The sequence below is a fragment of the Serratia sp. SSNIH1 genome (assembly GCF_002935055.1).
Taxonomy (GTDB): Bacteria; Pseudomonadota; Gammaproteobacteria; order Enterobacterales; family Enterobacteriaceae; genus Serratia; species Serratia nevei.
Map to the genome: position 1 here is coordinate 4,969,601 of NZ_CP026383.1, position 15,100 is coordinate 4,984,700.

Sequence of the window (15,100 nt, forward strand, 5' to 3'; positions counted from 1 at the left end):
CCCTCAGTCATAGCTCAAATGAAAATCCACCACGGCGTGATAACTGCCGGGCACCAGAGGCTGTGCCGTACGCTCGGCCATTACCCTGTAAGCCAACACATTGCTCCCTGGAGTCAGCCACAGCGGTTCACCGCGGCTGCCTAGGCGCACATTGCGGCCGTGCTCATCCAACATGCGCAACCCGATGCCACCCACCCCCTGCGCTTTTACCAGCTGCGGGTTATCCCGATCGGCCCGCGAGCTGAAACTCACTCTGACCGCCGGTTGATCCGGTGCCCAGCTTAAAATTCCCGTACGCTCATCCCGACTGGCCGCCCTGCTGCGCAAACAGTCACGAAGACGTAATTCAAACGCCACCGGTACACCACGTGCGCCCACCTGTTCAAGCCTTCCGGTCGCTACCTCCCCCAACCACACATCCTGCCGGGCTGAAGCCATTTCCAATCGGCAGGCACTCTCGGCCAGTGCACCGCTGATATGCAGTACGCCATTGGAACCTTCCACTTGCCAATTGTCCGCTGCCTGCGAGGCCGGCATCAGCCATAGCATCATCGCTACGCTGAGTGGCACCATCAATGCCAGGCCCGCTAGCGCGAGCCCATATCGCCATCCATTTACCCTATAGCGCCAGATTTCAGGTATTGCATGCCTACGAGCCATATGTTTTCTCCCTCCACTACGGCCACCGGTTATCTCACGAGTTATTTTTCTCCGGTACGACGTTGCACCTGCCGGTATGGCAATTGAACGTCAGTTGCGGCCGCCCGCCGTAGTCGTTGATATAGGTCAACACAGGGCTGCCCCCCAGGCTGGTAGCACTTGCTGTCAGCGGCACCTGCCCCTTTGGCGGCACCATAAACGGTTCAAAGTTCTGCGCGCCCGCTACGCCTTTACGACCGGCCGCATCGATAATGGTGACGTAATACGGTGTCGGGTTATTGACGATGTATTTATCGCCTTGCCTGGTCAGCGTTAATTGCTCCTGCCATGGCGCAGCGTTGCGCTCCGGCGCTATCGCCGCGGGGCGATAGAACAGCTTGATGCGCGTCTGCAGTGCGATCTGCAGCGAGTTCGGTTTATTGCTCTTTGGCGGGATCTCACGCAGATTGAAGTAGTACAGCGTCTCCCTGTCCTGAGGCAGCTGTTTGGCCGCCGGCAACGCCTGGATTTTCACCTGACTTGGCTTGCCCGGTTCGATACGCTGCACCGGCGGCAACACGGTCAACGGGCTTTGAATCTTGTTGCCTTGCTCATCTTCCAGCCAGCCCTGCGCCAGATAAGGTAGCTGTTTATTCTGATTGCTGACGCTCAGGCTCACTGATTGCTGGCCGCCGTCGAAAATAACCCGGGTGCGATCCAAAGCGATGGCCGCCTGTGACGGCATCGACAAAAAGACACCGCCAACTAATGCCATTGCCGATACGGCTCGCGTAACATTATATTGCATAAACGTATTCATAAATAACCTTCCTCCAGGCAGCTCAATAATCACCTCAGCTACCGAGTTAAATAACATCGTATATTTTAGAATTGCTAAATGACTTCAAATACAATCAGCGCATTGCCAGAAAAAGTGCCGCCATCAACGCCGCTCAGTTGTGTGCCGTCTAATTTGGCTATAAACGCATAAGTCGTATTAAATCCTGGTGAGACATCAATTATCTTCTCATTAGATGAATTGGCATCGCCAACCGATAGCTTCACTTTTATTTCCTCACTTGAGCCACTCTTTCGCAACGTTACCGTATCTGCGCCTATCTGATTGACATCCGTAAATCTGAGGCGGGCTTTTCCTGACGTTCCGCCCTGACAGACCAGTTTGGCTGCCAAGCCTTTAGCCTTGCTTTCGCCCGCCGTCACCACGCCAAAATCAATCTCAATGCTGCTTTGCCATGCCACCGCGCAAGATAACGGCTCTGGCGGTGGTGGCGGCTCTGGTGTAGTTGGCGGCAGCGGCGGAAGTACACCGTTACAAGTGGAACCTAATATGTGGGTGTGAGATCCGGTCTCTAAATGAAGAAACATACACCGTCGGTCATTGTTATTTAAATCGTATTTAAATCTTATCGAATCTTCATATGGCATCGAATTCCTGACCCATTGGTTGGCCTCGTAAGACGACGCCAATAAAGTGCCGCCGGGAGCGAAAAAAACACCTGGCGACACGACTATCCCCGAGTAGCTGTGGATCCATAATACAAACCGACAGCCCTGATTATTACAGCGAACTTTTTTCCCATTGGAAAATATTTCGTCATAGTCATCGAACATAATGGAGGAAAAGCGAAAGCTAATCTCAACCCATCGAGATTGCTGTGTCGGCAGTGGTGGTTCTCCCTCCCAACGCCAAGCGGTGAACCCGCCATCAACATATATTGCTTGTACCATTGCGCTATAGAAATAAATGGGTGCAACGAATATAAAGATAATTAGCCCTCTCAAGTTACGCTCCACTTTCCGATTGATATTCATTTACTCCCGATAATGCCCGGCAAGGGAGTAGTAAATTATTCACCAGTATCTCTGGCGGCAATGACATCGGCAGTTGCACTGTGCACTGTGCGGCCCCCTCCCAGTGCACGGTCATACTTTCACCGGCTTTGATACCGCTCAGATAAATGCTGCCGCCATCGTTAACGATGCCGGTCTCCTGCTGGCGCGCATTCCGCACCGTGGCGCCAAACGGCGGTTCGCTGCCGTCTGCCAGTTTGATTACCGCCATCGCCTTCTCCCCGGCAATCACTTCAAATCTGCGGTAGCCGATGGCACCTTCGGTCAGCGTCGCCTGTACCACCGATTTAACCGCTTCCGCCCCCTCGCCAAGTTTGTCCAAATCGATACTGGCCTTGTTACGGTAGTAACTGTTGACATCCGCCACCACCACTTTCCCCCAAAGGTTGGTCCCTGCTACGTTGCCATAGCCGCGCACCGGTACGCCGCTCACGCCTTCCGTGTCCAGCAACAATCGGGTACTGCCCGGCAGGTTACTGCGATGGAATGCTCCACCTTCGGCGGTGAGCGTCATGCCGCCCTGAGCCGATAAGCCAACCGCGCTGTAGCGATCCTGCTGATAGCTGGCGCTAGCGGTTACCCGCGCCATATCACCCTCGCGGTTGAAATAGCCGCTCAGATTGGCGCCGCTGCGCGAGCCGCCGGCGCTGAGCTGGTAGTTACTGCGACCGTCCAAACGATCGTAATAGCCCACCCGATGAGTGTTGTCGTCGCGCTTGAGCATCGCGTTGTAGCTTAACGTCGCGCCATTCCCCCATGGCACCGACAGCGACAGATACATACCGTCGTCGTTGCGTTCGTTGTAGCGGTTACGATACGCCGACAGCGATAACCCCAAATTTTTAACGCGGCCGACATCAAAATAGCGCGACAGCGTTAGGTTATAGCGATCGTTGGCTGGCCTATCCCAGTAAGTTTGATGGCTGTAATTGAGATAGGCACTCGCCCCCAAATTCCGCAACTGTTGATTGTAGGTAATGGTGTACATTTCCTTGCCGTTGCCGAAACGCCTGCCGTACTCCCGCGCATCCAGATATTCGCTCATGCTCATAAAATTCTGCTCCGAGAAGCGATAGCCAGCAAAGGTCACCTGGCTGTCCAACTCATCGAAACTCTTCGAATAATTGAGCCGGTATGAGCCGCCGCTCAGTATTTCACCGCTATACGGCAATTTGGCGCGCGACTGGGTGGCATCGAACGACAGAGCCCCCAGCAGCATCAGATCGCGGCCAATGCCCAGCGCCACGGCATTATAATCGCCCCCCAGCAATGCGCCGCCGTACAGCGACCAGCCGTTGCTCACCCCCCAGGAAAGCTCGCCGGTACCGAACAGGGGGCCACGATAACGATGTTCAATATCGGAGGGTTTCCCCAAAGCCAGCTTGTAGCGTAGCGATCCCGGCCGAGTCAGATACGGAATGCTGGCGGTGTTCATCGTGAACTCTTGTACGCTGCCATCCTGTTCTTCCACCCGCACATTCAATTCACCAGACACCGCATCATTCAAATCCTGGATACGGAACGGCCCCGCCGCCACCGTGGTTTCGTACAGCACCCGCCCCTGCTGGCTGATGATGACCTTAGCATTACTCTTCGCCACCCCCGTCACCTCCGGCGCATAACCGCGCAGGTTCGGCGGCAGCATGTTGTCGTCTGACCGCAGGCTCAGGCCGCCGAAGCGGAAGCTATCGAACAGCCCGGAATCAAGATAGCCTTCGCCAAGCGTCAGTTTTGATCGCAACGCCGACACGGCCCGATAAGCGTAGTAACGGCTCCAGTCCAAACGCTTGTCAGTCGGTTGCCCCGACCCGGTCTGGTGATTTAGCTGCGCCTGCCAATCTGCCCGTAACCGCCAAGCGCCCAAGTTAGCTCCCGCAGTACCGTTACCGCTCATGCTATAGCCACGCGTACCCGCCTGTATCTGATGCTGGGTTTGCGCATTGAGGTTGTAGTCAAGCAACAGCCCCGGAATGCCTTCATCCCAGCGCGACGGCGGATCCCAATCCTCCGAAACATAGTCCAGATAGGCCTGCGGAATGCTGAGATACAACGATGAGGTGGCCAAGTCACCACGTATCTCCATCCCCTTCAAGCTGGCCTCATCCAGGCATTCGCCCTGATGCCACCAAGCCAAACCCTTGTGCAGCGCCGTTTTCAGCCCTAGCTGTTCCATTAGAGGGCGAGAAACGCAGGCGCGGCTGCCGTTAGGATCATCATCCGGCGCATAAAAAGCGATTTGCTGTTCCGGTAAATCACTTTTATTGACGTGCACCGCCATACCGTAAGTACCCGGCATAATGTAGCCGCTACGGGCGAACTGGCTCAGATCGATGTTTTTGCGATCGTTCACGTCCAGCACATCAATGTTGAACTGGATTTCTTCCTGAGCGCCGGCAGCAGAGGTGAAACCAAAGCAGCACAACGCCACCCAGGCACTCAAAATAGATAAACGAAATGATTTTCCAGCAGGCAAAAACATCATATTCCGAACCTTCTATCTTTTAACTTCCCTGAAATAGTCGATCGATTCAGTAATAATCCATTTTGAATCTAACCGATGAATAAAAATCCCCTGCAGACAAAGGCCGACTATTTGCCATAACTTTCATGACATAATTGAGCCGATAATCCCCAAGTGGCACATTCATCAATGGCAATGGTTTTCCTGGCCTTGCGGCATTGCCTTCAAGATCGATTATTTCCAGCGCTATACCTGAGGCCCCGCCATTAATGCCAAAAAATTCACCATCGGCACGACCGTCGAAAGTCACCTGGAACTGTTTCCACCTCGGCAATGTCTTGTCTGTTCGTTCCAAAACGCAGTTAACTAATTTAATGCTAAAAGGTACGTTCCGACCTTGCCCATCGCGGGCAATATCGGAAACGGATATAATATCTATATCAATAAGTTGCTCACGGCTTTCTGTAGCGATAGCACAAGCAGCGTCATTAATAGCCCCTTGCATATTGACGCGCCCTTCGCCTTGCAACGCAGAAATAGCCTGAGAAACAAAAGAAAATGGCGCCAGCAATAGGCAAAGAGCTCCTAATTTGTTCATCTTATACGTCATCACCTTACCCAACGAAATAATGTCCCCTTGTAAACAGCATGCGGGTTACCCCGCATGCCGGTAATCACACGTATTACGTTAGGTTAACGAATTACTGGTAAGCTAAGGTGAAGTCGGCGACGGACTGGAATTCACCCGGAACAATTACTGCGCCGGAAGTGCTACTGCCTTGAAGATAAGCAGAGAAGCTAAGGGTATTAGAACCGTTCTGCAGCAGGCGTGCATCGGATGCAGTACCCAATTTAATTTTCTTACCACTTCCGTCGGTCAGAGCAATACCCGCACCTTTAGCGGTACCGGTGATGCCCAGCAGAGCGCTGTCCGCATCAGAAGCTGAACCGGAGAAGGTCAACGAGACTTTGTTATTGTTCTTCGATGGATCATTTGCATCCACGGTCAGCTCGCAGTTTTCCAATTTAATCTGGAAAGGACGCGGTGTGGATTTGCCGCCATCTTTCAGCGCCACATTTGAAATAGCGCCCAATTCAACGGTCTGATCAATTGAATCAGGTGAGATCGAGCAAGGCGCATCGATAATAGAACCGTTGAAGGTCACTTTACCGTGACCCTGATCTTTAACCGCAGCATGAGCCAGAGAAGAAACACCAAACGCCATAACGGCAGCCAGCATGATTTGATTCAGTTTCATATAACCAATTATCCTTAATCGTATTAATACATAAGGTATTTTCTTAACGATGAGTAATGCGTATCAACGGCCTGATGTTTTAAAAGTCAAGCCGCCTTTTGCTCGCGGCTATCACTGATGCAGTAGATAACCATGGTTAATAGGTCAACTACATACTATTCAAGGAATAAACCAATCACTTAATACTTACTCATCATGTCTTTCCCAACCGATGAAACCCTCCATCGCCGGGGGTGAAGCTACTTTAGCTCCCCCACTCCGATCTTGAAATATTATTTCATCAAACACTTTAAATACAATATTTAAATCTAAAAAATACCATTAAATTACACATAAATACTAAAAATGACATAACTTATAGCAATAATTAGATCTCCATAAAAAATTTATTATGGATAAATTATCACTTAGTGACAGATATCAATATTATTGGAAAACACAGAGGAGCAGGGTTATTGAAAAATAGAACCTCTCAGCGCAAAATCCCTTCCCGAAACAAAAATGAGAGGATTCCTATGATTTTCATTATAAACGGAAGGGTTAAGTTCAATGAATACGAAGGAACCCTGGAGAGCGTCAACGCCCCGCAAAATATGCAGCCGCTAGCGGCCGCGGCTTGCCGCTTGCTTTCTATTTTCGTTAGAAACAATGAAATGTTAATTAAGCGTCAACAATTACTTGAAGAGGTCTGGGAAGAACGAGGACTAAAAGGAACAAACAGCAACTTGAATAACTATATCTCACTATTACGTCGCCATCTGGCGCAACTTGGCGAGACGGAGTTGATAATCACTTACCCGCGGCAAGGGTTTAAGTTCGTTGCAAAAAAAGTTAGCCGACACGCCACTGCTGAACCAGAAAAAGAACAAAACATAATGGAGGAAATCGTTGTTCCCACGCAACCGCCGGGGCAAGCCCTCCCCAGAGGGCGTGGTAGCGGAAAGTTATTTTCGGCATGGCGGCAGCTTCAGCGCTGGAATAAATGGTTTAATCTCATCCTATTCATCAGCATCGCTGCATTGATCATGGCCAGCCACCAGTATTCCGCACGTAACAACATATTCAGCGGCACTCAGTTCGCGGGTTGCCAAATATACAGCATGGGGTGGGATTACCCAGAGAAGGAAACGGTAACCGACATGGTAAAGGCCTATATCAACTGCCAGAAAAAGACCAAAGTTTATTACTACAACAAAATCACGCAGGATAACCGGCAGTTTGAAGAAAAAATGCTCGTGTCCTGCCGAGAAAATGCAGGCCACCAACCTTGCGAAGTGGTCTATATCCCATAAATGAGTAACGTTTTTCACTACCAGTGATACAAAAACAGCAAGATGTCCGCTCACGGACACGCTCTACCTGCCGTTATTTGCTATACACGCCATCACCAACCACATCCCATAATCATCTCATTATGGGATGTCCACATCATTTTCTGGTTACGGAGCACAGCAGCTCAGGCTGCCTGCCGTAGTACATAATAAAGTTGTCATCATTCAATTTGGCAATTTTTAAAACATAGTAATGCTTTTCCTCACCCAACAGAAACGTCTGAGCATCTGAGTAGGTGAAATTATCCATGGATTGAAGGATTTTCTTCTCAATGGCAACATAGTAAAAACCCCGATGATAGTGATACTTCGTTTCCAGCACCCTGGCGATCACCTGTTTCTTTCCATCCCGATAGGCTAAGCCGTTAAGCGTAATAGTCGCGCGGCGCCATCCCGAACGCACGATGTTAACGTACAAACCGCTGGTTACCGTCCCATTCGGCATCATGCGCGTCGTCGATAAAGACGCATTGCATTCAGGAAAATCTCGCGAAGAAGTCAATAAATAAATCAATATAACAATAACAAGTGAAATAGCAGCATATAATGCCAGATAGAAAGCACGGCGCGAGCTAACCTTCATTGATCACCTCAAACTCATCTTCACAGTGCGCATCCATATTCTTAACGCGGTGTTTCGGGCAATACGAGATAAAATCAATCAGCTTTTTGTAGTTCGTATAACGGTATGTCAATCGAGAGTAATAAACCGTTGCCGGTACATCACAATCAAAACCACGGCTTTTGAGCCTTTCCAGGGCGTCGGAAATATACCGTTCGTCGATCCGCTCGCTGTCGTTCAGCGTCTCCACGCGACAAGATTTGTAGCTGGCGATCTGGGTCTGATAAGCGGTATCGTAACGTTCGGTCAAAAAGTAAACGCCCGCCAATACCAACGCAATCCCGGTTAATAGCAACGTTACCTTCGGTAAAATAACATCCCAGCGTCGCCGAACGGGCAAAGAAACAGCAGGAACGTTTTCGTCCTGCGTCATATGATCCGCTACGGAATGAATGCTAGCTGCGGTAAACATAAATCCTTGCCGAGGTACCGTGACCAGGATTTCATCCTCACCCAGGCTGGAAAAAGACCGGCGCAGGCTGGCGATATAGTTGTTCAGGTTGCTGCTTGAGGCCGTTTTACCGTGATCTTCCCAAACGGCAGAGAAAATAAAATCCCGGCTAATCAGGATATTATTATTCTTCACCAGCAGCGCGAGCAGGCGGTTGGCAATAGCGGTGAGCACCACCGGATCGGCGTTTTCATCTGCCAATGCCAGCGTGAGATTATCTTCATCGAAGATAACCCGGTTATTGATCAAAAATCTCATGCTCACTCTCTTAGGCCTACTCGTGGCGCGGATTATAACCGAACGATAAGAATATTCCTACGAGCTGTATAAATTCCCTCCTACCTGTCAGGCATGCTTCTCCCCCTGCGTAAGTGGGCGGGTTGCCACTGCCGGCCCCACTCACTGCGCTAACCTTTGCCACAGGAGTTAAACAAACGCTAAACCCGGTCGTTAACGTGAGCAATCCATGCCCATAGGTTGATGCCACCGGGGGTAAAATCTTACCGCTGCCGGTGGGTAATAAGGGGAAAATGAGGCTCAGAACGGCCGGAAATTCTCGGTTAGCGGGTGTAAAATGCCGCTGCCCGCAAAAAGACAACCCACTGAATTAATTAAACAAAAACAAGATTTAATCAACCGATTTCATAATTTCACTTCCGATTTCATCTTTGCAAAAAGCGCCCGGCTTTTAATATCACGTTATTTCACCTTCTCAGCGCCTATTTTAGGGTTATTCTAAGCAACGAACACCCGATCCCGGAAATGCAAAACGAACGCAGGCTGGCACATACACCAGAAAATCAGATGAGAACCCATACGATGGGTAGCCGCTTCAGGCGATCGTTTTCATGGCGTCGAGACTCAGGGATATCGGATTTTTACTTAGGAATAATCATTAAAACCACACGCAAGCTTTCATAGGGATTTTCATGGAAAGAAATACACCCGTAGCCTTTACCTGATGTGCTACTCAATTCTAAACGGGCATTTAAAAATTCGGTATTTCTGGCCCGTACACATTTTAATTAAATTTAATTCGTGAAGCTTACTTATAAGAAAAAGGCAGCCTGGTTGCTATAAGCCACCCTATCTGCAGCCGTATTTCTGGGTATTATTCTCATTATACTGGAGCTTATTAATGAATCAGCGTTTGGATATCATCGGCATTGGCCTTGGCCCGTCGAATCTTAGCCTGGCGGCCTTAGGAAGTGAAATAGAGGGGTTTACGGGGCAATTCCTGGAGCGCAAACCTCATTTCTCCTGGCACCCAGGGATGATCCTGGCGGATTGCAGCATGCAGACCAACTTTTTAAAAGACCTGGTGAGCGCGGTTGCCCCCACCAATCGCTACAGCTTTCTCAACTATCTGGTAAAAAAAAGAAAGTTCTATCGTTTTCTGACGACGGAACAGCGCACCGCATCGCGTGAAGAGTTCGCCGACTACCTCACCTGGGCCGCCGGCGGGATGGACTCGTTGGCGTTTAACCAAGACGTTCAGCAGATCGAGTTCGACGATCGGCAGCGCCAGTTCGTGGTGACCACCTCGAATAAGGTCTTCCACGCCAAACACGTCAGCATTGGTATAGGCAAGAAAATAAAGTTGCCGGATTGCGTGACGGCGCAAAGCGATCGCTGTTTCCACGCCAGTGAAATGATGCTGCGCAACCCCGATTTGACCGGCAAACGCGTGGCGATCGTTGGCGGCGGCCAGAGCGGCGCCGATCTGTTCCTGAATATTTTTAAAGGGGAATGGGGGCAGCCGGAACAGCTCGACTGGATATCACGCCGCAACAATTACAACGCGCTCGATGAAGCGGCCTTTGCCAACGAATACTTCACGCCCGATTACGTCGAGAGCTTTTACTCGCTGGATAGCGCGGCCAAGCGGCATATGCTGGCCGAACAGAAGATGACCTCCGACGGCATCACCAGTGAGTCGCTGCTGGCGATTTATCGCGCCATGTACCACCGCTTCGATGTCCTGCGCGAGAAATTATGGGTGCGCCTGCTGCCCAGCCGTTCGCTGACGGCCGTGAAACACACGCTGGATAACGCCTACCAACTCGAAACACGTCATCATCTCGATCACGGTGAAGAAGCCTTCAAAGCGGACGTGGTGATCTTTGCCACAGGTTATCAGACGGCCACGCCAGAGTTCCTTGAACCTTTGGCCCACCGCCTGCTGACCACTGCGGATGGCGAATACCGCATCGCCCCAGACTTTACCTTTGAGTGGGAAGGCCCGGCGGAGAACTGCTTATTCGCCATGAACGCCAGTATGCACAATCACGGCATCGCCGATCCGCAGTTGAGTCTGATGGCGTGGCGATCGGCCCGCATTCTTAATCGGGCGTTAGATCACAAGCCATTTGATCTGGGAACCACGCCGACGGCCATTCAATGGCGCAGTGAAAGCGTGCCACACGCGTTTTAAATACAAGAACGTCTTAATCATTGTCACTACGCTTTGATGGAATTACGGATATGAAAAGACAAGTCATTAAATTTATTGTAAAGCAGCTGGCCGTATTGGCCCCCGAATTCAAGGCCAGATTGCTCTACAAAAAAGCATTTGGCAAACCGTTAAACTTGCAGGCGCCGTCCACCTGGAATGAAAAGATCAATCACCTGAAGTTGAATGGCTATAGTCGCAATGCGTTGGTGAAGCAGTGTGCAGATAAATATGCGGTAAGACAGTACATCAAAGATCAAGGGTGCGAAGAGATCCTCAATGAATTGTACTTTGCCTGTGATTCAGTAAACGATATTCCGTGGGACGTATTACCGGATAAGTTTGTGATCAAAGGGAATCACGGTTCCGGATATAACCTGATTTGCCAGAATAAAAAATTGCTGAATATCAAGAGCGCCAAAAAATTGATCGATGGCTGGATGAAAGACGATTATTGGAAAACCTATGTAGAGCTCAACTACAAAGGGATACAAAAAAAGATCATTGGGGAGAAATATATCGAATCGGCCAATGGTCACGGGCCTGAAGACTATAAAATCTATTGTTTCCGCGGAGTACCTTACTGCACGTTGCTGTGTGTCGGCAGAGATACCGGGTCGCCGAAGTATTACTTCTTTGACAAAGATTTCAAGTTTCTGTGCTACAGCGATGACTGTCTGGCCTTGAGCCAGGAAGAAATAGACGCCTTCGTGAAGCCAGAAGGCTACGATGAGCTGTTTGAGTACGCCTCACGCTTGTCCGCGCCCTTCGAGTTTGTTCGCGTTGATTTCTACATCTCCAAAGGCCAGATCATTTTCGGCGAATTGACCTTTACCCCCTCTGCCGGGCTGGATACGGATATCCTGCCGCCAACCGATGTTTTGCTTGGCGAGATGTTGACGTTGCAACAGCACTGATTTTCACCTGGCCCCACAGTGAAGATCGGCCGCGCCTGAGCAGAAATACCGGCCGGCACGTTTGCCGCCTGCCGGTCGGTATCGCCTTGAGGGGTATCGGGCCGAGGCTCTCGCCTGTTCTGCCGCCGTGGCGACAATATCCCCACCTCCCGCCCTTGGCTATCCGCACCAACCCCAAGGGCAATATCTCAGCAAAGGCTGCATAACCATTTGAAAAACAATGGTATTGAGTGATTAATAAGAATCACTTACATATTTATAATAAAATGTTCTATATGTATAGGAAGCTATAATATAAGATACCGGAAAGTTTCCCTGGTGTTGTTGTGTGTCTTTGCCCTATTTTATAGGGCTTTTTTTGCTAAACATCGTTGATAACCGTATGTTTCCACCCTTCTTCGCCGTTTACTCACCCACAAAAATCATAACCATTTCTAATTAATTGTAACCCTTCTTATTCCTGACTTATCAATAATAACAAAGGGTTGCTATTAACCCTGCAAAGCAACTGGCGGCCCTCTCTGGGCTTCGGCCGCACTTCGCCGTCGGAATGCCCGCCCTAAAGGTAGGTTTTGCCGGCCCCGAACGGATGCTACTATCGGCCTTTTACAAGGATGTTGATCCGCATGTTCTTGTCCAACCGGCATTTTATCTCCGCGCTTCTGGCGCTCGCCATCGGCCTTTGGCTGCCGGGTTCCGTGCTGGCCAGGCCCGACCTGGAACGCAAGATCGGCACTACCGTTGCCGATAGCGATTCTGCAGATTACCGTTTCAGCGATCTGCGCTTCACCTCCGCCGACGGCCAACGGCATTACCGCGTTCGCATCGCCCAGCCGCGCCAGGCCCCTGCGCCTGACGGCTATCCAACGGTTTATTTCCTCGACGGCAATGCGGTGCTGATGGGATTGAATCCCGCCTTGCTGGCCAAATTGGCGGCGGCGAAGCGGCCGCCGGTGCTGGTGATGATCGGCTATGACAACGATCTGCGCATCGATGCCGCCGGCCGCGCCTACGACTATACGCTCCCTCTGCCGGCGGGCCTGAAGCAACCGCCGCGGAGCGGCGGGGGCGCGGATGCGTTCCTGCAATTGATTGAAACGCGGATCAAACCGGCGATCGCCGCCAAACTGGCGGTCGATCCGCAGCGGCAAACGCTGTGGGGTCACTCCTATGGCGGGCTCTTCGTGCTGCACACGTTGTTCACCCATCCCACCGCCTTCCAACGCTACATCGCCGTGGAACCCTCGCTGTGGTGGGGCAACGGCATGATCCTGCAAGAAGCGCAGCAGATGATGGCGCGACGCCCGGCGCCGGTGGCGAGGCTGCAACTGTGGGTTGGCCTGGCGGAACGCGATCGTGCGGCCCCGCCCGGGGTGAAGAGCCCCGCTCTGCCGGCGGACGCAACGCATTTATTGGCCGAACACCTGGCGCAGCTCGACGGTCTCGCCGTCGGCTATCGGGAGTGGCCGGCCTTAGGACACGGCGCCATGCTGGATGCCACCATCGAGCCGGCGCTGAGCAGCGTCATAACAGAGGACTAAATCAGCGGATCAGAAGGTATCGGCCACATTTTCATCTGCGGCGCATATCTTCTGATGAGAAGAGTGTTTAATATCTGAGACAGCGAATGGCGGGCGTGGGTGGGCGCGTCAAAAAACAAAGTGGCTCCCCCGTCGGCAAGTGAGCTTGCTCTATCCGGTGGAGCCATACAGTACTGCAGTTTTCCCGGTGGGGCCCTGGTGAGGCGCAAGTAGGAAAAGATGGTGTAAGCAGGGCATTTCAGCGTTTTAATATCGCCTGTTTCACTATTTTCTTCTCCCTGTGACGCCTACTATAAGCGTCCCCTCACCCGGCGGAAAAGGGTGAAAACCACCCTTGAAATACATTAACGGAAGTGATATTAGAGGCGGTTAGGGCGAAAGTGCCTAATTCAGTTTTGAATAATTAAAACAGGGAATTATATTAAAAATGAATATTAATATCACCGACAAACCCAACCCGCAGGATGAAGAGTTCGTTATCGACAGCCTCTGGGCTCACAACCATAAAACCCAGCCCGTAGACATTCACCCACTGTTCCTGACCGTCACCGACGACAACCAGCAGATCGTCGGCGGCCTGGTCGCACGCACCTGGTGGGGCGGCCTGGAAGTGCAATATCTGTGGGTCGGCGATCAATGTCGCAAAAGCGGTTACGGCCGCCAATTGATGCAACTGGCCGAAGAAGAAGCCCGCAAGCGCGGTTGCCATATGGCCTATGTCGATACCTTCGATTTCCAGGCCCGGGGCTTCTACGAAAAACTGGGCTACCGGGTCTACGGCGAGCTGGGCGACTACGCACATCGCCACACCCGCCATTACCTGGCTAAAAGCCTGTAACGCGGCCTGAGCGGCGCAGAGGTAGGTATGGGTTCATCGCATAAAAATAATGAATCTTATTTTAAGGGCCTCATCACCATGATGGAGCACTTGAGCGAGCCCTGGGGCATCAAAGACCAGCTGTCCCGCCACCTCTATATGAATCGCGCCGCTTATCTCTATACCAATACGCCGCTGAATTTCGACGTCGCCGGCAAATATGACCACGAATTCCCCGCCGACTGGGCCGACTCCGCCGCCGATTTTATCGAGCATGACAAGATGACCGAAGCGGCGCGCGATCGGGTCACGGTCATAGAAACGCACTACTGGTACGGCAAAGACAACCTGACGCCGTTTATCAGCGAAAAGCTGCCGGTGTACAACGATGACAAACAGGTGATTGGCGTGATCTGGAACGCCAAGCCGATGAACAGCCTGTCGCCGCTGAAATACATCAATCAGCAAAAGCCCAGCGTGTTGACCACCGAAGTCAATAACGAGCTGTTCACCCGTGCCGAACTCGATGTCATTTTTCTTATGCTTCAGCGATTTACGGTGAAAGAGATCGCCAAAATATATAACGTCAGCAATAAGACCATCGAAAACCGCATTTATAACATTTACCAGAAGGCCAACGTGCATACTCAGCAGCAATTTGAGGAGTACTGCAAATACGCCAACCTGGATAACTACATTCCCGATCGCCTGATAACCAAAGGCATTCAGTTTATTTGA

General features: G+C 51.1%; 14 protein-coding genes. 6 read left to right on the forward strand and 8 right to left on the reverse strand.

Annotated elements, in window-relative coordinates; genetic code table 11:
* Positions 1–3: 3 nt before the first annotated feature.
* From C3F38_RS23960 to C3F38_RS23985, 6 genes are all read right to left on the reverse strand, one after another.
* Positions 4–660 carry a fimbrial protein gene (locus tag C3F38_RS23960; protein WP_055317033.1) on the reverse strand — a complete coding sequence of 219 codons (657 nt, stop codon included), beginning with the start codon at positions 658–660 and terminating at the stop codon, positions 4–6.
* A gap of 34 nt (positions 661–694) precedes the next feature.
* Complete coding sequence (locus tag C3F38_RS23965; RefSeq protein ID WP_224217855.1) at positions 695–1,414, reverse strand: fimbria/pilus periplasmic chaperone; 720 nt, start codon at positions 1,412–1,414, stop codon at positions 695–697.
* Between the two features lie 119 nt (positions 1,415–1,533).
* Positions 1,534–2,472 carry a hypothetical protein gene (locus tag C3F38_RS26310; protein ID WP_134267820.1) on the reverse strand — a complete coding sequence of 313 codons (939 nt, stop codon included), beginning with the start codon at positions 2,470–2,472 and terminating at the stop codon, positions 1,534–1,536.
* Positions 2,444–4,993, reverse strand: a complete 2,550-nt coding sequence (locus C3F38_RS23975) for an outer membrane usher protein (RefSeq protein WP_055317035.1) — start codon at positions 4,991–4,993, stop codon at positions 2,444–2,446. The genes C3F38_RS26310 and C3F38_RS23975 overlap by 29 nt, the downstream gene beginning before the upstream one ends.
* Before the next feature lie 46 nt (positions 4,994–5,039).
* Entirely contained in the window at positions 5,040–5,570 is a 531-nt protein-coding gene (locus C3F38_RS23980; protein ID WP_306685991.1) for a fimbrial protein, read from the reverse strand.
* Positions 5,571–5,673: 103 nt separating this feature from the next.
* Positions 5,674–6,231, reverse strand: a complete 558-nt coding sequence (locus C3F38_RS23985; protein ID WP_055317037.1) for a fimbrial protein — start codon at positions 6,229–6,231, stop codon at positions 5,674–5,676.
* A 455-nt stretch (positions 6,232–6,686) separates the two neighbouring features.
* Between C3F38_RS23985 and C3F38_RS23990 the strand changes: the two genes are divergently transcribed.
* The gene (locus C3F38_RS23990) at positions 6,687–7,523 is read left to right on the forward strand and encodes a transcriptional regulator (protein WP_233211761.1); all 837 of its coding nucleotides are present in this window, start codon (positions 6,687–6,689) and stop codon (positions 7,521–7,523) included.
* A gap of 136 nt (positions 7,524–7,659) precedes the next feature.
* Here the strand turns inward: C3F38_RS23990 and C3F38_RS23995 are convergent, their stop codons facing one another.
* Both C3F38_RS23995 and C3F38_RS24000 read right to left on the reverse strand, forming a co-directional pair.
* Positions 7,660–8,145 carry a hypothetical protein gene (locus C3F38_RS23995; RefSeq protein ID WP_080479013.1) on the reverse strand — a complete coding sequence of 162 codons (486 nt, stop codon included), beginning with the start codon at positions 8,143–8,145 and terminating at the stop codon, positions 7,660–7,662.
* A complete protein-coding gene (locus tag C3F38_RS24000) occupies positions 8,135–8,893 on the reverse strand; it encodes a helix-turn-helix domain-containing protein (protein ID WP_080479014.1) in 759 nt (252 codons plus the stop codon). Before C3F38_RS24000 ends, C3F38_RS23995 begins: the two co-directional genes overlap by 11 nt.
* An 880-nt stretch (positions 8,894–9,773) precedes the next feature.
* Between C3F38_RS24000 and C3F38_RS24005 the strand changes: the two genes are divergently transcribed.
* From C3F38_RS24005 to C3F38_RS24025, 5 genes are all read left to right on the forward strand, one after another.
* Positions 9,774–11,069, forward strand: a complete 1,296-nt coding sequence (locus tag C3F38_RS24005; RefSeq protein ID WP_047729835.1) for a lysine N(6)-hydroxylase/L-ornithine N(5)-oxygenase family protein — start codon at positions 9,774–9,776, stop codon at positions 11,067–11,069.
* A gap of 50 nt (positions 11,070–11,119) precedes the next feature.
* A complete protein-coding gene (locus tag C3F38_RS24010) occupies positions 11,120–12,004 on the forward strand; it encodes an ATP-grasp fold amidoligase family protein (RefSeq protein WP_055317541.1) in 885 nt (294 codons plus the stop codon).
* Between the two features lie 626 nt (positions 12,005–12,630).
* A complete protein-coding gene (locus C3F38_RS24015; RefSeq protein WP_055316202.1) occupies positions 12,631–13,545 on the forward strand; it encodes an alpha/beta hydrolase in 915 nt (304 codons plus the stop codon).
* A 427-nt stretch (positions 13,546–13,972) separates the two neighbouring features.
* Complete coding sequence (locus C3F38_RS24020; RefSeq protein ID WP_019453029.1) at positions 13,973–14,383, forward strand: GNAT family N-acetyltransferase; 411 nt, start codon at positions 13,973–13,975, stop codon at positions 14,381–14,383.
* A 27-nt stretch (positions 14,384–14,410) separates the two neighbouring features.
* Positions 14,411–15,100: a PAS and helix-turn-helix domain-containing protein gene (locus C3F38_RS24025; RefSeq protein ID WP_038879387.1), complete on the forward strand. Its 690-nt coding sequence runs from the start codon at positions 14,411–14,413 to the stop codon at positions 15,098–15,100.